Source organism: Variovorax sp. Varisp85, assembly GCF_047304045.1.
Lineage (GTDB): Bacteria > Pseudomonadota > Gammaproteobacteria > Burkholderiales > Burkholderiaceae_C > Variovorax.
In genome coordinates this window covers 1-18,900 of record NZ_JBGLYN010000076.1, presented here as the reverse complement: position 1 = coordinate 18,900, position 18,900 = coordinate 1, and the positions used below count along the sequence as shown (strand labels likewise).

Sequence of the window (18,900 nt, the reverse complement as noted above, 5' to 3'; positions counted from 1 at the left end):
GGCCGATTCAATAACTAAATGCCCGGCCGGTGCTCAGTCGCCGAGCGCCCCGCTGTGGATACGCACCTGCTCACGCCACTCGGGGGTTTGCAGGAAGGCCAGCGCGGCTTCGAGCGCGCGCGAGGAGCGCACGCCGTCCTGCGTCATGAAGCCGATCGGCGTGAGCACTTCGGGCGCCACCAGCGGCAGCGCCTCCAGCTCACGATGGCTGCGCACGGCCGCGACCATGGCGCCCGGAAGCACGCTGCTGACCGTGCCCGCGCTGACCGCGAGCGCGAGCGCGAGCACGGAGTTGGTCTCGATGGCGGGCGCCACCGGAACGCCGGCTTCGCGCAGCGCCTGGTCCATGATGGCGCGGTTGTGCATGTCGGTCGTGAGCAGGCACAGCGGCAGCTTGCCGGCCTCGGCCCAGGTGATGGGTTGGCCGATGCGCAGTTCGTCCACAGAGGGCGTTTCGGCGCGCCGCAGGAGGAAGTAGTGCTCGACGCTCTGCGGCCAGGCCGTGAGCTTGATGCCCGGCAGGTGCATGCGCTCCGTGTAGCCGAGCGCAAGGTCGATCGAAAGGCTTTCGAGCCCCGTCTCCAGTTCCTGCGAGCTCATCGACAGCACGACCGGCAGGATGCCCGGATGCCGCTGGTTCAGCATGGCGGCGAAGCGCGAGAGCATCGGAATAGCGGTAGGCACCGCGGCCATGCGCAGGCGACCGTGCGGATTGTCCACATCGCTGCGCAACTCCTGCAGCAGCACTTCGTTGTCGCGCAGCATGCGCTGCGCCGTGGCCAGCACGCGCTCGCCCTCGTGTGTGAGGCCGACATAGACGCGCGCACGCTTGACGATGACCACGCCGAACTCGGTTTCGAGCGCGCGCAGCGCGTTCGACAGCGCCGGCTGCGTGATGTGGCAAGCCTGCGCGGCGCGGCCGAAGTGCTTGTGCTCGTTGAGCGCCACCAGGTAGCGCATCGAGGCGAGCAGGTTCATGCCTGTGGCTCCGGCGCGTGTCGTGTCGCGGGGTGCTTGTGTTCGGGGTGCATGCCAAGGGCACCGGGTGGCTCCCGCAGCGAAATAAAGGAGGAGGCAGCAGGCCGGGGGACATTCGCGGAGCAAGGCACCCCGTCGGCGTGACCGCGCCCCGAACAACGACGCACATCACGCACAACGCACCCAATCGAAAAGCAGGGCGTCATCCCTCAGGTGTTCTTGCTGATCGAGATCGTCGGAAACTTGGAGGAAAAATCCTTCGCCTTCTCGGCGATGCCCACGGCCACGCGGCGTGCAACGGCCTTGTAGATGCCGGCCACGTCGCCGTCCGGATCGGACACCACGGTGGGCGCGCCGCTGTCGGCCTGCAGGCGGATCTTGATGTCCAGCGGCAATGCACCCAGGTATTCCATCTGGTACTCGGCCGCCATCTTCCTGCCGCCATCCGCGCCGAAGATGTGCTCCGCATGGCCGCAGTTCGAGCAGATGTGCACCGCCATGTTCTCGACGATGCCGAGGATCGGCACGCCGACCTTCTCGAACATCTTGATGCCCTTCTTCGCATCGAGCAGCGCGATGTCCTGCGGCGTGGTGACGATCACCGCGCCCGTCATCGGCACGCGCTGGCTGAGCGTGAGCTGGATGTCGCCGGTGCCCGGGGGCATGTCGACGATGAGGTAGTCGAGGTCTTTCCAGTTGGTCTGGCGCAGCAGCTGCTCCAGCGCCTGCGTGGCCATGGGGCCGCGCCAGACCATGGCCTGGTCGGGGTCGACCAGGAAGCCGATGGACATCACCTGCACGCCGTGGCGCTCCATGGGCTCCATGGTCTTGCCGTCGGCGCTTTCGGGGCGGCCCTCGATGCCCATCATCATGGGCTGGCTCGGGCCGTAGATGTCGGCGTCGAGCAGGCCGACCGTGGCGCCCTCGGACGCCAGCGCCAGCGCCAGGTTGGCCGCCGTGGTGCTTTTGCCCACGCCACCCTTGCCCGAGGCCACCGCGACGATGTTCTTGACGTTGGGCATCAGCTGCACGCCGCGCTGCACCGCATGGCTGATGACCTTGGTGACGACGTTGACCGACACGTTCTCCACGCCCGGTACCGTCTTGGCGGCCGCCACCAGCGCCTTTCGGATGGCCGCGTGCTGGCTCTTCGCCGGATAACCGAGTTCGAGGTCGAACGAGACGTCGCCCTCCGCTATCTGCAGGTTCTTGAGCGACCGGCTCGCCACGAATTCCTTGCCGGTGTTAGGGTCCGCGACGGCCTTGAGCGCGTCCATGAGCCCTTCTGGGGTGAGTGCCATTGATCAAACTCCTGAATGGCCGGTAGTCTAGTGGCTCGCCCCCAGGCTTCGCGCACTTCGTGTCGCTTCTCCCGCCCCCTACCGGGGGCAACACCAGCGGCCCGGCAAAGCCGGTTCCGCGGTGTTCCGCAAGAAAACGGGGAATCCAGGTCTGCTTTCAATGGCTCATGGCAACGACAAAATGACAGAGACCAGTCCCGCCACCGGCCTCCTGCTCACCGGGGGCGGCGCCCGGGCCGCCTACCAGGTCGGCGTGCTCGAAGCCATTGCCGACATCCGCCGCGCGGCCGGACCGGCGGCCACCGGCACCGGCAATCCCTTCGACGTCATCACCGGCACCTCCGCCGGCGCCATCAACGCGGCCGCGCTGGCCTGCGGCGCCGACGACTTCGACCAGGTGGTGGCGAACATCGCCGAGGTCTGGAGCCGGTTCCGCGCCGAACAGGTGTACCGCGCCGATTCGCTCTCGGTGATCGGCAGCGGCACGCGCTGGCGCATGCTGCTCGGGTTCGGGCGCTTCGCGGCCAACTGGATGCGCATCAAGCCGAAGTCGCTGCTCGACAACGCACCGCTTGCCGAGCTTCTGCAGCGCATGGTGCCGCTCGAGCGGCTGCCGCAGCTCATGAAGGACGGCCACCTGCAGGCGCTGGCCGTGACCGCGTCGAGCTACAGCTCGGGCGAGCACGTCACCTTCTTCGAGGCTGCCGTGCCGATGGAGCCGTGGGTGCGGTCGCAGCGCCTGTCGGTACGCGACCGCATCACGCATGCGCACCTGCTGGCTTCGTCGGCCATTCCCTTCGTGTTTCCGGCCACGGCCCTGCCGATGCAAGGCCACATCGAATACTTCGGCGACGGTTCGATGCGCCAGTCGGCGCCCATCGCGGCAGCGATCCACCTCGGCGCGCAGCGCATCGTGGTGATCGGCGCGGGCCGCATGCACGAGCCGCGCGACACCACGGCGCCCAACACCCACAGCGGCTATCCGACGATGGCGCAGATCGCGGGCCATGCGCTGTCGAGCATCTTTCTCGATGCGCTGGCAGTCGACATCGAGCGGCTGCGCCGCATCAACCACACGCTGGGGCTGGTTCCCGAAGAGGCGCGCGCGGCGAGCACGCTGCGCCCGCTCGACCTGCTGGTGATCTCGCCGTCGGAACGGCTCGACGTGATCGCGGCACGCCATGTCGATGCCCTGCCGGGCGCGGTGCGGCACCTGCTGGGCGGCTCGAAGGTGGCGGCCGACGTGAAGGGCGGCGCTCTGGCGAGCTACCTGCTGTTCGACTCGGCGTACACGCGCGACTTGATGGCGCTCGGACGCGCAGATGCGATGCGGCAGCGCGACGAAGTGCTCCGGTTCTTCGGGTGGGAGACGCTCGCCGCGACGTGAGCCCCGCTTCCCGGCCGTCGGGCGGGCGCGCTCAGCCCCCTTCGGAAATGCCCAGTTCGGAACACACCCGCCCCAGCAGCGCCCTCAGCGATGCCACTTCGGCTTCGAGCCGCGCCACATTGGCCTTCAGCGCCGCGACCTCGCCGAGCGACACATCGTGACCGGCGTGCGATGCCTCGGACGCCGGCCCCGCCACCTCTTCCGCCGGCGCACCGCTCAGCAGATGCGCCCAGCGGCTTTCTCGCGCGCCGGGCAGGCGTGCCAGCTTCACCACCAGCGCACCGGCCGGACGCTCCGCCAGTTCGTCGAGGAAGCCTTCGACCGACGAGATGTCGGCGAAGTTGTGCATGCGGTCGCAGGCGATGCGCAGTTCGCCCGCCGTCTGCGGCCCGCGCAGCATCAGCACGGTGAGCAGGATGACCGACTGCGACGGAATGCGCAGCACGCGGTCGACGTTGTGCTCGTAGCGGAAGGCACGCCCGCCGCTGGTTTCGGCGACGAGGCTGTAGCCCTTCAGGCTGTCGATGGCGGCCTGCACCTGCGACTCGGTGAGTTCGAGCACCGGGTTGCGGCTGGTCTTCTGGTTGCAGCCCGACACCAGCGAATTGAGCGTAAGCGGGTAGCTGTCGGGCACGGTGCGCTGCTTTTCGGCGAGCACGCCGAGCACGCGGGTTTCGAGGAGGGACAGGACGGGCAGCGATGGGGTGGACATGGCTCGGGCAAGGATCGATGGTGAAAACGCGAAGGGCGGCAACCGCACTCAAGGCGACGCTATGCCGAGCATAGGCCCCAGCTCCCGCACGAAGTCGCTCCGGTGCAGCGCAGCCGAATGCAGGGCCGAGACCGTGCCGTCGAGGTACAGCGCATCGCGGCAGTGGAGCACGTCGCGAAAGTACAGCGCGAACTCGTGGAAATTCACCGGCTTTTCGCTGATGACGAAGATGGCCGTGTGGCCGATCACGCCGACGCCGTTGCGGATCTTGCGCGAATCGGAATGGGGAATGAAGGCGGGATGCACGACCCCATGGCGCAGCAGCAGCGGACCCGACTGCGTCGCGAGGTGCACGCCCTTGGCCAGCGCCGGATATTCCGACGACTCGACCACCCGCGGCCCCGCGTCCGAGACGAGGAACACACCGTTGGGCTTGAGGAAGAAGTTGCCCACGCCATCCGCCAGGTTGAGCGGCGCTTCTTCGCGGCCGTCACGTACAAGCAGGCCGACCGGGGAAAAGTCCTCGTGGTACATGCCGGCGTTCACCGCGAAGTCCAGTTGCCGGTGGCGCTCCTTCAGCCAGGCATCGAGCCGGTCGAAGCGCTTGAACGGCACGCCTGCGTCGTCGCGCAGGAACAGCTCGAGCCGCTCGATGCGCAGGTCGACCTTCACCACGGTGAAGCGCGGGTCGGCCGCCGCGAGGCCTGCGAACAGCAGGGCCGCCAGGAGCAGCAGAAGCTTTCTCATGCAGCCCTGCGAGCCCTGCCTGCGCCGCTCAACCGCCGTTGATGCGGCTGACCAGCGCCTTGGTGAACGCCGCCGTGCCCGCCGTACCGCCCAGGTCGCCCGTGCGCACCTTGTCGATGTTCAGCGTCTCGTCGATGGCCTTGCGCAGGCGCGTGGCCAGCTCGGGCAGCTTCACGTGGTCGAGCATCAGCGCGGCGGCCAGCAGCAGCGCGGTCGGGTTGGCGATGCCCTTGCCGGCGATGTCGGGCGCGGAGCCGTGCACCGCCTCGAAGATCGCGGCGTCGGTGCCGATGTTGGCGCCGGGCGCCATGCCCAGGCCGCCGACCAGGCCCGCCACGAGGTCGGACAGGATGTCGCCGAACAGGTTGGTGGTGACCAGCATGTCGAACTGCCAGGGGTTGAGCACCAGCTTCATCGCGCAGGCGTCGATGATGACCGTGTCGAGCTCGAACCTGCCCTTGTATTTCTTCTCGTAGAGGTCGAGGCCGGTCTCCAGGAAGATGCCGGTAAGCGCCTTCATGATGTTGGCCTTGTGCACGATCGTGACCTTCTTGCGGCCCGTTGCCACGGCGGTGTCGAAGGCGTACTCCAGCAGGCGGCGGCTGCCCTGGCGAGTGTTGATGCCGGTGGCCATGGCCACGGCGTGCGGGTCGCCGTCGATGGGCACGTAGTGCTCGTGGCCGATGTAGAGGCCTTCGAGGTTCTCGCGCACAACCACCAGGTCGATCTTGTCGAAGCGGCCGCCGGGAATGATGGTGCGCGCCGGGCGCAGGTTGGCATACAGCTGGAACTCTTCGCGCAGCCGCACGTTCGACGAGCGGTAGCCGCCGCCCGACGGCGTCTCCAGCGGGCCCTTCAGGGCGAGGCGGGTGCGGCGGATGCTGTCGAGCGTGGCTTGCGGCAGCGGATCGCCCGAGGCCTTGACGCCGCCCAGGCCGGCGATCTGGGTGTCCCAGGCGAAGGGGGCCTTCAGCGCGTCGAGCGCGGCCAACGTGGCGTCGACAATTTCGGGGCCGATGCCATCACCGGGGATGAGGGTTGCGGGAATGGGAGTGGTCATGGAAAGCGCCCTTGTGAGGTCAGGTGAGTGAGGAGTCGCGGCCAGTGCGGCGCGAAGGCGGAAGAATAACGCCGGCCCATTGCGCCGGCGAGGCGCCAGAATCGGCCGAAAGGGTCATTCGCGGGCCAGCCACGCAAGCGCCTCGTCACGCGAGGTGAAGAACCGGCAGAAGTGCCCGCGCCGGGCTTCCCGCAGGTATTCCTCGAAGCGTGCGCCGTGATCGGCGAGCGGCGACATCACCACCGCGGTTCGCAGCCGGTAGGTCTGCAGCTTCTGGAGGAACTCGCCCGCGAAACGCGTCCGAAGCTCGAAGAATGGGGGCGGGAGCACGCCCGCATCGAGCAGCAGGCGGTCGGTGTCGTGCGACATGCAGGCGCCGACCAGGTCCGTGGCCTCGCCAACGTTCTGCAGCGGCGACGTCCATTCGAGGACGACGAAGGGACCGATCTGGTGGCGGATGGCATTCAAGGGCATCGGGGATCTCAGGGATTTCAGTGGCTTGGGGGCCATGGGGTGGACGGCCGGATTCTCGCGGGCGCCCAGTTCCTGATCGATTTCCCTGGCGTCGCGGTGGTTGCAGGCGAATGGGGCGATGCTGCCACCAAACACCCGGCCGGACGCGGGGCGCACGCGGCCACCTAAAATGCCCGGTTCCCCGTCCGTCTCACCTCCGAGTCACTCCCGAAAGCGCCCTCCCCGATGTCCGCCCCGCGCAAGCTCTTCGTCACCACCGCCCTGCCGTATGCCAACGGCAAGTTCCACATCGGCCACATGATGGAATACATCCAGGCCGACATCTGGGTGCGGAACCAGCGAATGAATGGCGCCGAGGTCAACTTCGTCTGTGCCGACGACGCCCACGGCGCGGCCATCACCATCGCGGCCGACAAGGCCGGCGTGACGCCGCAGGCCTTCGTGGCCGAGATCGCCGCGGGCCGCAAGCCCTACCTCGACGGCTACTACATCTCGTTCGACAACTGGCACTCGACCGACGCGCCCGAGAACCACCAGCTCGCGCAGGACATCTACCGCGACCTGCGCGCCAACGGCCTCATCGAGACCAAGAGCGTGGAGCAGTTCTACGACCCCGAAAAGGGCATGTTCCTGGCCGACCGCTTCATCAAGGGCGAGTGCCCCAACTGCCATTCGAAGGACCAGTACGGCGACAACTGCGAGGTGTGCGGCGCCGTGTACGCGCCCACCGAGCTGATCAATCCCTACTCGGCGCTGTCGGGTGCCAAGCCCGAGCTGCGCAGCTCGGACCACTTCTTCTTCAAGCTGTCGGACCCGCGCTGCGAGGCCTACCTGAAGGAATGGACTGCCGCTGCCGGCCACGTTCAGAGCGAGGTGCAGAACAAGATCCGCGAGTGGCTCTACAAGGACGACGAAGGCAAGGGCGGCCTCGGCGACTGGGACATCAGCCGCGACGCGCCCTACTTCGGCATCGAAATCCCCGATGCGCCGGGCAAGTACTTCTACGTATGGTTGGACGCGCCCGTGGGCTACCTGGCGTCGCTGAAGAACCTGCTCGACAAGCGCTGCATCGAGCTCGGCGGCGACGGCATCTCGTACACCGAGTACATGGCCGACCCCGACCTGGAGCAGGTGCACTTCATCGGCAAGGACATCATTACCTTCCACACGCTGTTCTGGCCCGCGATGCTGCACTTCAGCGGCCGCAAGGCGCCCGATGCCGTGTACGTGCACGGCCACCTGACGGTGAGCGGCGAGAAGATGAGCAAGAGCCGCGGCACGGGCATCGACCCGCTGAAGTACCTGTCGATCGGGCTCGACCCCGAATGGCTGCGCTACTACATCGCGGCCAAGCTCAACGGCCGCAACGAGGACATCGACTTCAACCCCGAGGATTTCGTCGCGCGCGTCAACAGCGACCTCGTGGGCAAGTACATCAACATCGCGAGCCGCGCGGCCGGCTTCATCGGCAAGCGCTTCGGCGGCCAGCTGGGCGAGGTGTCGGCCGACGGCGACGCGCTGCTGTTCGCGCTGCGCGATGCGGCGCCGCAGCTGCATTCGCTGTACGACGGCCGCGACTACGCCCGCGCGCTGCGCGAGGTGATGGCGCTGGCCGACAAGGTGAACGAGTACGTCGACCAGAACAAGCCCTGGGAGCTGGCCAAGAAGGAAGGCGCCGAGGCACGGTTGCACGACGTGTGCACGGTCTGCATCGAAGCCTTCCGCCTGCTCACGCTGTACCTGAAGCCGGTGCTGCCGGCGCTGGCCGTGAACGTCGAAGCCTTCCTGAAGATCTCGCCGCTGGCCTGGGCGGATGCCGCGCAGTCGCTGGCGGCGGGCCACGCCATCGGCGAGTACAAGCACCTGATGCAGCGTGCCGACGCCAAGGTGGTCGACAAGCTGTTCGACGCGCCCGAACCCGCACCGGCCGCCGCCTCCTCGGAAGGCGCACTGCCGGGCGGTGAAGCCATCGCGCCCACCATCACCATCGACGACTTCGCCAAGATCGACCTGCGCATCGCGAAGATCGTCGCCTGCGAGAAGGTCGAGGGCTCGACCAAGCTGCTGCGCCTGACGCTCGACGCGGGCGAGGGAAAGACGCGCAACGTGTTCAGCGGCATTGCTTCCGCCTATCAGCCCGAGCAGCTCGTGGGCAAGCTCACCGTGCTGGTCGCCAACCTGGCGCCGCGCAAGATGAAGTTCGGCATCAGCGAAGGCATGGTGCTGGCCGCCAGCCACGGCGACGAGAAGGCCCATCCGGGCATCCACGTGCTGGAACCGTGGCCGGGCGCAACGCCGGGCATGCGGGTTCGCTGATCGCAAGGGACATCGCCATGGCCACGCTGCTGCATCGCGCCCTTCTGCTGCTCTCGCTTTCCGCCCTGTTGAGCGGCTGCGCCGTGGTGTCGGTGGCGAGCACCGCAGTGAGCGTGGGCGCCGGCGCGGTGGGCCTCGCCGCCGACGCGGCCATCGGCACCGCGCGCATCACCGGCAAGGCCGTGGGCGCGGCGGCCGATGCGGTGATTCCCGACAGCGAGTAGGCGGCAACTCAGTCAGTCCGTCAGGCCCAGCCGGGCCAGGTGGGGCGGCGTGCGCGGCGCCTTTTCCTTGCGCACGAAGGCGGACCTCAGCCCCGCATGCGGCTCGCGGGCATCGAAGAAATTGCGGCGCATGTGCGTCAGCTCTTCGTCGCGGTACTTCTGCAGCGGCTTCACCGACTCGTCCTGCGCGCGAACCGCCTTCTTCTGCGCGATGCGCTCGGCCAGAACCGGCGAGGCGGCCAGCTGCGCCGCCATGCGGACCACCTCGTCGCCCAGCTCCTCCGGCGCGGCCTGCAGCACGCGCTGCGCCATGCCGAGCTCGACCGCGCGCTTCGCGCTCACCGGCAGCGCCGACTGCGTGAGCCGCTGCGCCTCGCTCTCGCCCACGCGGCGCGGCAGGATGTAGGTCCAGTATTCGGAGCCATGGAGGCCCATCAGCTTGTAGTGCGGATTGAGCACGGCGCCATCGCGGCACCACACCTCGTCGGCCGCCAGCGCGAGCATCACGCCGCCGGCCGCCGCATTGCCGCCGAGCGCGGACACGGTGAGCCTGTCGGTGGTGGTCAGCACCGCTTCGACCAAATCGTTCATCGCGTGGATGTTGGCCCACGACTCTTCGGCAGGATCGTCGGCCGCCTCGATCACGTTGAGATGGATGCCGTTGGAGAAGAAGTCGCGCAGCCCGCCCAGCACCAGCACCGAGGTCGGCCGGGTCTGCGCGAAGCGGTAGGCCTCCAACAGCCGCCGGCAATGCACGGTGCTCATCGCGCCACCGGCAAACGAGAAATTCAGCATACCGACCGTACCGTGCTCGCTGTAGCGGATGTCGGACCAGGTGCGGCGCGCGGCCGGCAGCTGCAGCTGCAGCGGCGCCGGCACCTCGGGCACTTCCGCAGGCAGCAGGTCTCCGAGCGCCTGCACGGCCGGCAGCTTGAAGCTGGGCAACCGCGAGCCGGGCTCGCGCCAGGGCCGCAGTTGCGCGATCCACACGGCGCCGTCGACGGTGGCGCGGCAGATGGCCCCGGCGCGGGTGGCGACCAGCTCGCCGGGCCTGCCGCGCAGCTCGCCCTCGGGATGGCCGCCGTGCAGATACCACTGCACGCCCAGCAGTTCGTCGAGCACGCCGGGCTGCGAATCGGCCGCGCGCAGCTGGCGCAGCACCACTTCGGTCGGATCGGCCGCCCAGTCGATGCGGCGCTGCGCCTGCTTCATGAAGGGCCGCCAACCGGCGGACAGGGCGGCGGCCTTCTGCTTCCGGGGCTTGTACTTGCCGGAGGCAAAGCGCTCCACCGCGAGCAACACCGCGTCGAGCGCGGCATCGGCGACCTCGCCACGGTAGAAGTCGCTCTTGCCGGCCAGCGGCGGCACCTTCAGCGGCGACCAGGCCCAGACATCGCCCGCGTCCATCTCGGCCACGGCTTCGAGCACGGTGACACCCCAGCTTTGCGCGCCGTCCTGCAGCGTCCAGTCGAGCGACGAGGGGCCCCGGTCGCCCGGCGGCCCGGGATGCACGATCAGGCAGGTGTGGCCGGTCCAGACATCCTCGGGGATCGCGGTGGTCAGCATCGGCGCCACGATGAGCTGCGGCGAATGATCCCGCACGGCTTCGCGCAAGGCATCGTCATTGCCGAGGGCCAGCGCCACTCCCACGGTATGGCCACGATCCTGGAGTTCGGCAAGAACCCGTTGCGTCAGGCTGTTGAACGCGCTTGCGACAAGCAGAATGTGCATCGAGGGCCTCGGTAATGTCGGCGACGAAATGTCAATGAATGTCAAAAATGTATCTGCATCTTTCTCATTGGATAAGTTGATCGAAAGTTCGCATGGGGACAGCAGTCCACAATGGGCATCCCATGCAATCCCCGCTGAACCTCACCCGTTTCCGCCCCCGCCTGATGGACTCGCTCGCGGGGTACAACCGCGAGCGCTTCTTCAAGGACCTGGGCGCGGGCGCCACGGTCGGCATCGTGGCGCTGCCGCTGGCCATGGCCTTCGCCATCGCCTCGGGGCTGAAGCCCGAAGCCGGCATCTGGACGGCGATCATCGCGGGCTTCCTGATCTCGCTGCTGGGCGGCTCGGCGGTGCAGATCGGCGGGCCGGCGGGGGCGTTCATCGTGATCGTCTACGGCATCGTCGAGCGCTACGGCGTGGCGAACCTGCTGATCTCGACCGCCTGCGCAGGCGTGCTGTTGTTCATGGCGGGGCTGTTCGGGCTCGGGCGGCTGGTGCGCTTCGTGCCGCTGTCGATCGTGGTGGGCTTCACCAACGGCATCGCGGTGCTGATCCTGCTGTCGCAGCTGAAGGACCTGCTCGGGCTGACAGTGGCGAAGATGCCGGCCGACGTGTTCTCCCAGCTGCACGCGATGGCGCTGCAGATCGGCACCTTCAACCCCTATGCCTTCGCGCTCGGCATCGCCTGCGTGGCCGGGCTGGCGCTGTGGCCGCTGCTGCTGAGCGGCGACTCGAAGGTGGGCACCGCGGTACTGCGCGTCGCGGGCCGGGTGGCGCGCACGCGCGCCGTGCAGGTGGGTGCACGCATGCCAGGGCCCATCGTGGCGCTGGTCACGCTGACGCTGGTGTCATGGGGCTTCGCGCTGCCGGTGGAAACCATCGGCACGCGCTTCGGCGGGATTCCCGAAGGCGTGCCGGGCTTCGCATTGCCCGACTTCTCGTGGGAAACGGTGAAGCAGCTCGTCACGCCTACGCTCACCATCGCGCTGCTCGGCGCCATCGAGTCGCTGCTGTGCGCACGCGTGTCGGACCAGCTCAGCGGCCAGCCGCGCCACGACCCCAACCAGGAGCTGATGGCGCAGGGCATCGCGAACGTCGTCACGCCCTTCTTCGGCGGCATGCCGGCCACCGGCACCATCGCGCGCACCGTGACGAACATCCGCTCGGGCGGCACCTCGCCGATCGCGGGCATCGTGCATGCGATCACGCTGCTCGTCGTGGTGCTGCTGGCCGCGCCGCTGGCGCGCCACGTACCGCTCGCGGTGCTGGCAGGCATCCTGGTGTTCGTGGGACTGAACATGGGCGAATGGCGTGAGTTCACGCCCACCCAGCTGCGGCATTTCAGCCGGCACTACCGGCTGCTGATGCTCGGCACCTTCTTTCTCACCGTGGTGTTCGACCTGACGGTGGCGGTGCAGGCAGGCATCGTGCTGGCCTGCGCGCTCTTCATCCGGCGCATGAGCGGGCTGTTCGGCGTCGAGCTGGTGACGCTGCAGCCGCCGGTGATCACCTACCGCCTCTACGGCGCGATGTTCTTCGGTGCAGCCGCGAAGCTCGACGAGGCGGTGAACGCCGCCGAGCGCGCGCCGCGTGGCATGACGCTGGTGCTGGACGCCACGCACCTGATCTACATCGATGCCACGGGCGTCGATGCGCTGCGGCAGCTGCACCGTGCGGTGCTGGCGCGCGACGGACAGTTGCGCATCGAGTCGCTGCAGCCGCAGCCGCTCGAGGTGCTGGAGCGCTCGGGTTTCGCCGAGGAACTGACGACCAGCCGGCCCGGCGCGGGCCACGGCGCCTGAACGCTATGGCGCCTCGGTGCCGCGGTCGGGCGAGGAGCCGCTGCGCACCACGCGCTGGTCGTCGTTCAGCGTGGCAGTGAAGACCATGGCCGAGTTCGGCGGCTGCACCCAGCGCCATTCCCATTCGGTCTCGCGCTTGAGCGCATAGGGCGTGACCTTGGCGGGCTTGCCGAGCAGCTTGCGCAGGTCTTCCATCATCATCCCGGGCTGCACCTTGGCGAAGTTCTGTGGCGTGAGCACCTGGCGCAGCGCGCTCATCTTGCCGTCGGCGCCGATGGTGATCATGTAGTTCTTCTGGCCCTGCGGCTGGCGGTTGTACTCGAGGACGCGGCCGTTCGGCGCGTCCCAGATGTTCTCGGGCTCGCCGAACCGGGCCCGCACGTCGGCCTCGGTGGAGACGCCCTCTTCGAGCTCGCTGATGCTCTTCGGGTCGCATGCCGCGAGCCCGATGACCGCCGCCAGAAACCCTGTTGCCATGCCGATCCGCCACCCTTGCCGTTGCTTCATGCCGTCCCCGGTAAAATTCGCGCCATAAAGGTCCAGTCTATGTCCATCTTCCGCCGCCCCCACTACACCTCCGAGATCACGAACTTCATCGAGGAGATGAAGGAAAAGAAGCCGACGCTGGAGGCCGAACAGCGCGCCGGCCGCGCCCTTCTCTGGGACAAGCACCTCGACCGCGGCCTGCTCGAGGAGTACAGCGAAGCCCGCGTGCCGATGCAGCCCTACGTCTACCAGACGCAATCCAAGTAATCTTCTTGATGCCGAATTGGCAGCAAATGCCCGTCTGCATTGCGTCGGTCGCTATTAAAACAATAGTGACCAGCCGATGAGCGAAGACGAGGACAACGGCACGCTGGTGGTCGCCATGCCCGACGTGGTCGACCAGGTCGCGCTCGCGAGGCTCTATGGCGAGCCGCTGTTCGCGATGCCAAAGGACCTGTACATCCCGCCCGAGGCGTTGCAGGTGTTCCTGGAGGCCTTCGAAGGCCCGCTGGACTTGCTGCTCTACCTGATCCGCAAGCAGAACTTCAACATCCTCGACATCCCGATGGCGGGGCTCACGCGCCAGTACCTGAGCTACGTCGACGAGATCCGCCAGACGAACCTCGAACTCGCGGCCGAGTATCTGCTGATGGCCGCGATGCTGATCGAGATCAAGTCGCGCATGCTGCTGCCGCCCAAGAAGGTGGCCGACGGCGAGGAGGCCGAAGACCCGCGCGCCGAACTCGTGCGCCGCCTGCTCGAGTACGAACAGACCAAGCTGCAGGCCGCCGCCATCAGCGCCATGCCGACCTACGGCCGCGACTTCTGGAAGGCACAGGTCTACATCGAACAATCGCTGAAGCCGCGCTTCCCCGACGTGGACGTGGTCGAGCTGCGCGACGCCTGGGCCGACATCATGAAGCGCGCCAAGCTCGTGCAGCACCACAAGATCTCGCGCGAGGAGCTCAACGTGCGCGAGCACATGAGCATCGTGCTGCGCCACCTGCAGGGGCAGCGCTTCGTGGAGTTCGAGAAGCTGTTCGACGTGTCGCGCGGCACGCCGGTGCTGATCGTCACCTTCATCGCGATGCTCGAGCTCGCGAAGGAGACGCTGATCGACATCACGCAGGCGGAAGCCTTCGCCCCCATCTACGTCAGATTGGCCTATTCGCCAGTCTGACCCAACCGGTCCCTATACCAGTGACCCCAGTGACTTCCGCCGTGCGCGATTTCGACGTCCTCATCGTCGGCAGCGGCCTCGCCGGCCTCTCGGCCGCGCTGCACCTGGCCCCCACGCATCGCGTGGCCGTGCTGACCAAGCGCGCGCTGAACGACGGCTCCAGCGCCTGGGCGCAGGGCGGCATCGCGGCCGTGCTGGCGGCCGGCGACAGCTTCGACGCGCACATCGAAGACACGCTGGTGGCCGGCGCCGGCCTGTGCGATCCCGGGGCCACGCGCTTCGTGGTCGAGCATGCGCCCGAGGCCATCGGCTGGCTGCGCGAACTCGGCGTGCCGTTCTCGGAAGAAGGCGGCGACCTGCACCTGACGCGCGAAGGCGGCCACAGCCAGCGCCGCATCGTGCACGTGACCGACGCCACCGGCGCGGCCGTGCAGCAGGTGCTGATCGAGCGCGTGCGCCGCACGCCCAACATCACGCTGTTCGAGCACCACACGCTGGTCGACCTCGTCACCGGCACCAAGCTCGGCCTGGACGATCCGTCGTGCCAGGGGCTGTACGCGCTGGACGACGAAGCCGACGAGGTGCTGGCCTTCCGCGCGCCGCACACCATCCTGGCCACGGGCGGCGCGGGCAAGGTGTACCTGTACACCACCAACCCCGACACCGCCACCGGCGACGGCATTGCCGCCGCGTGGCGCGCGGGCTGCCGGGTGTCGAACATGGAGTTCATCCAGTTCCACCCGACCTGCCTGTACCACCCGCACGCCAAGTCCTTCCTGATCAGCGAGGCGGTGCGCGGCGAAGGCGGGCTGCTCAAGCTGCCCGATGGCACGCGCTTCATGCCGAAGCACGATGAGCGCGCCGAACTCGCGCCGCGCGACGTGGTGGCCCGCGCCATCGACTTCGAGATGAAGAAGCACGGCCTGGACTGCGTTTACCTCGACATCTCGCACCAGCCAGCCGCCTTCCTCAAGGAACACTTCCCCAACATCCTGGCGCGCTGCCTGGAGCTGGGCATCGACATCACGCGCGAGCCCATCCCCGTGGTGCCGGCTGCGCACTACACCTGCGGCGGCGTGCTCAGCGACCTGAGCGGGCGCACCGACATCCCGGGTCTCTACGCCATCGGCGAGACCGCCTGCACCGGCCTGCACGGCGCCAACCGCCTCGCGAGCAACTCGCTGGTCGAGTGCATGGTGTTCGCGCGCGCGGCGGCCGGCGCCATTGCCGCGGCTCCGGCGCGCGAACGAGCCGAGCTGCCCGCCTGGGACGAGAGCCGCGTCACCGATGCCGACGAAGCCGTGGTCATCTCGCACAACTGGGACGAGCTGCGCCGCTTCATGTGGGACTACGTCGGCATCGTGCGCACCAACAAACGCCTGGAGCGCGCGAGCCACCGCATCGCGCTGCTGCAGGCCGAGATCCGGGAGTTCTACGCGAACTTCCACGTCACGCGCGACCTGCTCGAACTGCGCAACCTGGTGCAGGTGGCCGAGCTGATCGTTCGTTCCGCGCAGGCCCGCCACGAGAGCCGTGGCCTGCATTTCAGCCGCGACTATCCTTCGCTCGCCGAGCCCACCGCACCCACGGTGCTGGTGCCGCCGGCCGACTGACCGACCCACCGCTTCGTTGTCTTCTTCACTCAAGGATGCCCGGCCACCGACGCCCGCAGGGAGAAACCCAACCATGTCGAACACCACCCCCCCCGCACCCGAGACACCACCGTCCTCGCCCTACGGCACGCTGCCACCAGCCTCCCCGCTCGCCTCGCGCAAGCCCGTGAGCCTGCCGCGCCTGGCCGACATGCATGCGCGCGGCGAGAAGATCGCGATGCTCACTGCCTATGACGCCACCTTCGCAGCGATGGCCGATGCAGCGGGCATCGACTGCCTGCTGGTCGGCGATTCGCTCGGCATGGTCTGCCAGGGCCTGAGCAGCACCGTGGGCGTGAGCCTGGACACCATGCGCTATCACACCGACAGCGTCTCGCGCGGCCTGCGCCGCGTGCAGGGCACGGCCTGGCTGATCGCCGACCTGCCCTTCGGCAGCTACCAGGAGTCGCGCGAACAGGCGCTGCGCAGCGCCACGGTGCTGATGCAGGCCGGCGCGCACATGGTCAAGCTGGAAGGCGGCGGCTGGACGACCGAGACTGTGCGCTTCCTGGTCGAGCGCGGCATCCCGGTGTGCGCGCACCTCGGCCTGACGCCGCAGACGGTGCATGCGCTGGGTGGCTACCGCGTGCAGGGCAAGGGCGACGCCGCCGGCGCGCTGCTGAAGCAGCAGGCCCATGCGCTGCAGGACGCGGGCGCCGCGATGCTGGTGCTGGAGATGGTGCCGGCCGCGCTGGCCGCCGAACTCACGGCCGGGCTGCAGCACTGCGCCACCATCGGCATCGGCGCCGGCAAGGCCACCGCCGGCCAGGTGCTGGTGTTGCACGACATGCTGGGCATCAACCTCGGCAAGATGCCGAAGTTCGTGCGCAACTTCATGGCCGATGCGCCGGGCGTGCTGCCCGCGCTCAAGGCCTATGTGCAGGCCGTCAAGGACGGCAGCTTCCCCGACGACCGACTCCACGCCTGGTAAGGAACCATCATGTACATCGCACACACCATCGCCGAACTGCGCGACCACCTCGCCGCCTTCAAGCGCCCCGCCTTCGTTCCCACCATGGGCAACCTGCACGACGGCCACCTGGCCCTGGTGAAGCAGGCGAAACCGCTGGGCGACGTGACGGTGGCGAGCATCTTCGTGAACCGCCTGCAGTTCCTGCCGCACGAAGACTTCGACACCTACCCGCGCACCTGGGACAGCGACTGCGAGAAGCTGCGCGCCGCCGGCTGCGACGTGCTGTTCGCGCCCGACGAAAAGGCGCTCTACCCCGAACCACAGACCTGCAAGGTGCACCCCGACCCTGCCCTGGCCGACATCCTCGAAGGGCACTTTCGCCCCGGCTTCTTCATCGGCGTGTGCACGGTGGTGATGAAGCTCTTTCAGTGCGTGCAGCCGCGCGTGGCGGTGTTCGGCAAGAAGGACTACCAGCAGCTGATGATGATCCGCCACATGGTGCGGCAGTTCGCGCTGCCCATCGAGATCGTGGGCGGCGAGACCTTCCGCGCAGACGACGGGCTCGCACTGTCGTCGCGCAACGGCTACCTGAGCAAGGACGAGCGCGCGGAAGCGGTACAGCTGTCGAAGGCGCTGAAGGCCATGGCCGAGGCAGTGCGATCAGGCGAACGCGACCTTGCCGCGATCGAAGCGCGGGCCATGCAAACGCTCACGCAGCGCGGCTGGCAGCCGGACTACCTGGTGCTGCGGCGCCGCGCCGACCTGCAGGCACCTGCCGTCGGCGAACCGCTCGTGGCGCTGGCCGCCGCGCGCCTGGGCACCACGCGGCTGATCGACAACCTGGAGATCGAAGCTCCCTCCGCCTTATGACTTACAGCGTCAAGGAAATCTTCTACACCCTGCAGGGCGAAGGCGGCCAGGCCGGCATGCCGGCCGTGTTCTGCCGCTTTGCGGGCTGCAATCTCTGGACCGGCCGCGAGGAAGATCGAGCCTCGGCCATCTGCCGTTTCTGCGACACCGACTTCGTGGGCACCGACGGCACGCTGGGCGGCAAGTTCAAGAATGCCGGGCAGCTCGCCGACACCATCGCCGCGCAATGGCCGGCAAACGACGCCGAGCATCGCCTCGTGGTGCTGACCGGCGGCGAGCCGCTGCTGCAGGTCGATACGGCGCTGGTCGACGCGCTGCACGCGCGGCGCTTCCGCATCGCAGTCGAGAGCAACGGCACGGTCGAGGCGCCCGAGGGCATCGACTGGCTGTGCATCAGCCCCAAGGCCGGCGCGCCGTGGGTGCAGCAGCGCGGCCAGGAGCTGAAGCTGGTATGGCCGCAGACCGACTTCGACCTAGACACGATGGCGCGCACGGGCGAGTTCACGCACCGTTTCCTGCAGCCGATGGACGGGCCCGACCGGATCGCGAACACCGAGCTTTGCATTGCCGAATGCATGAAGCAGCCCGTGTGGCGGCTCAGCGTTCAGACGCACAAGATCACTGGCATCCGCTGAGACGGCGGCACTTTTTCCCTTTCAGAGTTTCTTTTTTCTTGACGATGCGCTTCACCATCAGCCAACGCTTTTTCTTCGACGCCGCCCACACGCTGAAGCGCGAGATCGAAATCGAAGGCAGCCGCCGTATCCACGGCCACACGTACCACGCGGAGGTCTGGCTCGCGGGCGAACGCGATCCGGTGACGGGGATGGTGATCGACCTGGGGTTGCTGCGCCGGCGGCTGGAAGAGGTGCGCGAGCTGCTGGACCATCACCTGCTGGACGACGTGCCGGGGCTGCATCCGCCGACGCTGGAGAACCTGTGCGTGTTCATCGCGGATGCGCTGCCGGACTTGCGGCCATCGCTGGCGCGGGTGAAGGTGTGGCGGGAGGCGATGGGCGATTCCTGCACCGTGGATTTCTAGGTTTTTCTCCCTCCCCCGCTGGGGG

General features: G+C 68.0%; 19 protein-coding genes. 11 read left to right on the top strand and 8 right to left on the bottom strand.

From position 1 onward, the window contains the following. Nucleotides 1-33: 33 nt before the first annotated feature. Nucleotides 34-978, bottom strand: a complete 945-nt coding sequence (locus ACCC97_RS24230) for a LysR substrate-binding domain-containing protein (protein WP_413315368.1) — start codon at nucleotides 976-978, stop codon at nucleotides 34-36. 209 nt (nucleotides 979-1,187) lie between these two features. Continuing rightward, nucleotides 1,188-2,279, bottom strand: a complete 1,092-nt coding sequence (apbC, locus tag ACCC97_RS24225; protein ID WP_413335498.1) for an iron-sulfur cluster carrier protein ApbC — start codon at nucleotides 2,277-2,279, stop codon at nucleotides 1,188-1,190. Between the two features lie 181 nt (nucleotides 2,280-2,460). Between apbC and ACCC97_RS24220 the strand changes: the two genes are divergently transcribed. Beyond that, nucleotides 2,461-3,666 (top strand): patatin-like phospholipase family protein, encoded by a 1,206-nt coding sequence (locus tag ACCC97_RS24220; protein ID WP_042674176.1) that lies wholly within the window; start codon nucleotides 2,461-2,463, stop codon nucleotides 3,664-3,666. A 31-nt stretch (nucleotides 3,667-3,697) separates the two neighbouring features. Here ACCC97_RS24220 and ACCC97_RS24215 read toward each other — a convergent pair whose 3' ends face one another. The 4 genes from ACCC97_RS24215 to ACCC97_RS24200 form a co-directional block, all read right to left on the bottom strand. Further along, entirely contained in the window at nucleotides 3,698-4,378 is a 681-nt protein-coding gene (locus ACCC97_RS24215) for a YceH family protein (RefSeq protein ID WP_413315369.1), read from the bottom strand. Nucleotides 4,379-4,426: 48 nt separating this feature from the next. Then, nucleotides 4,427-5,125, bottom strand: coding sequence for a phosphodiester glycosidase family protein (locus ACCC97_RS24210; RefSeq protein ID WP_413335497.1), 699 nt, complete (start codon nucleotides 5,123-5,125; stop codon nucleotides 4,427-4,429). Nucleotides 5,126-5,153: 28 nt separating this feature from the next. Beyond that, a complete protein-coding gene (locus ACCC97_RS24205; RefSeq protein WP_007837620.1) occupies nucleotides 5,154-6,185 on the bottom strand; it encodes an isocitrate/isopropylmalate dehydrogenase family protein in 1,032 nt (343 codons plus the stop codon). A gap of 114 nt (nucleotides 6,186-6,299) precedes the next feature. Beyond that, nucleotides 6,300-6,815: a DUF4180 domain-containing protein gene (locus ACCC97_RS24200; protein ID WP_413335495.1), complete on the bottom strand. Its 516-nt coding sequence runs from the start codon at nucleotides 6,813-6,815 to the stop codon at nucleotides 6,300-6,302. 69 nt (nucleotides 6,816-6,884) lie between these two features. On the opposite strand from ACCC97_RS24200, the gene metG reads away from it, so the two are divergent. Together metG and ACCC97_RS24190 are read left to right on the top strand one after the other, a co-directional pair. Continuing rightward, complete coding sequence (gene metG, locus ACCC97_RS24195) at nucleotides 6,885-8,975, top strand: methionine--tRNA ligase (RefSeq protein ID WP_413335493.1); 2,091 nt, start codon at nucleotides 6,885-6,887, stop codon at nucleotides 8,973-8,975. Nucleotides 8,976-8,992: 17 nt separating this feature from the next. Then, nucleotides 8,993-9,199, top strand: coding sequence for a hypothetical protein (locus ACCC97_RS24190; protein ID WP_007837614.1), 207 nt, complete (start codon nucleotides 8,993-8,995; stop codon nucleotides 9,197-9,199). 12 nt (nucleotides 9,200-9,211) lie between these two features. Here the strand turns inward: ACCC97_RS24190 and ACCC97_RS24185 are convergent, their stop codons facing one another. Then, nucleotides 9,212-10,930, bottom strand: coding sequence for an enoyl-CoA hydratase-related protein (locus ACCC97_RS24185; RefSeq protein WP_413335491.1), 1,719 nt, complete (start codon nucleotides 10,928-10,930; stop codon nucleotides 9,212-9,214). Between the two features lie 122 nt (nucleotides 10,931-11,052). On the opposite strand from ACCC97_RS24185, the gene ACCC97_RS24180 reads away from it, so the two are divergent. Continuing rightward, the gene (locus tag ACCC97_RS24180; RefSeq protein ID WP_413315375.1) at nucleotides 11,053-12,732 is read left to right on the top strand and encodes a SulP family inorganic anion transporter; all 1,680 of its coding nucleotides are present in this window, start codon (nucleotides 11,053-11,055) and stop codon (nucleotides 12,730-12,732) included. Nucleotides 12,733-12,735: 3 nt separating this feature from the next. Here the strand turns inward: ACCC97_RS24180 and ACCC97_RS24175 are convergent, their stop codons facing one another. Further along, on the bottom strand, nucleotides 12,736-13,209 hold the full coding sequence (locus ACCC97_RS24175) for a hypothetical protein (protein ID WP_007837599.1): 474 nt from the start codon (nucleotides 13,207-13,209) through the stop codon (nucleotides 12,736-12,738). 69 nt (nucleotides 13,210-13,278) lie between these two features. Between ACCC97_RS24175 and ACCC97_RS24170 the strand changes: the two genes are divergently transcribed. The 7 genes from ACCC97_RS24170 (at nucleotide 13,279) to ACCC97_RS24140 (ending at nucleotide 18,875) form a co-directional block, all read left to right on the top strand. Next, the gene (locus ACCC97_RS24170; protein ID WP_007837597.1) at nucleotides 13,279-13,485 is read left to right on the top strand and encodes a DUF3460 family protein; all 207 of its coding nucleotides are present in this window, start codon (nucleotides 13,279-13,281) and stop codon (nucleotides 13,483-13,485) included. A 76-nt stretch (nucleotides 13,486-13,561) separates the two neighbouring features. Next, nucleotides 13,562-14,398, top strand: a complete 837-nt coding sequence (locus ACCC97_RS24165; protein WP_413335489.1) for a segregation and condensation protein A — start codon at nucleotides 13,562-13,564, stop codon at nucleotides 14,396-14,398. 41 nt (nucleotides 14,399-14,439) lie between these two features. After that, a complete protein-coding gene (nadB, locus tag ACCC97_RS24160) occupies nucleotides 14,440-16,011 on the top strand; it encodes an L-aspartate oxidase (RefSeq protein WP_413335511.1) in 1,572 nt (523 codons plus the stop codon). A gap of 73 nt (nucleotides 16,012-16,084) precedes the next feature. After that, complete coding sequence (gene panB / locus ACCC97_RS24155) at nucleotides 16,085-16,981, top strand: 3-methyl-2-oxobutanoate hydroxymethyltransferase (protein ID WP_007837592.1); 897 nt, start codon at nucleotides 16,085-16,087, stop codon at nucleotides 16,979-16,981. Nucleotides 16,982-16,990: 9 nt separating this feature from the next. Further along, nucleotides 16,991-17,833 carry a pantoate--beta-alanine ligase gene (gene panC, locus ACCC97_RS24150; protein ID WP_413335486.1) on the top strand — a complete coding sequence of 281 codons (843 nt, stop codon included), beginning with the start codon at nucleotides 16,991-16,993 and terminating at the stop codon, nucleotides 17,831-17,833. Continuing rightward, on the top strand, nucleotides 17,830-18,468 hold the full coding sequence (queE, locus tag ACCC97_RS24145; RefSeq protein ID WP_413315378.1) for a 7-carboxy-7-deazaguanine synthase: 639 nt from the start codon (nucleotides 17,830-17,832) through the stop codon (nucleotides 18,466-18,468). The genes panC and queE overlap by 4 nt, the downstream gene beginning before the upstream one ends. Before the next feature lie 44 nt (nucleotides 18,469-18,512). Next, complete coding sequence (locus tag ACCC97_RS24140; protein WP_413315381.1) at nucleotides 18,513-18,875, top strand: 6-carboxytetrahydropterin synthase; 363 nt, start codon at nucleotides 18,513-18,515, stop codon at nucleotides 18,873-18,875. The last annotated feature ends 25 nt before the right edge of the window (nucleotides 18,876-18,900 follow it).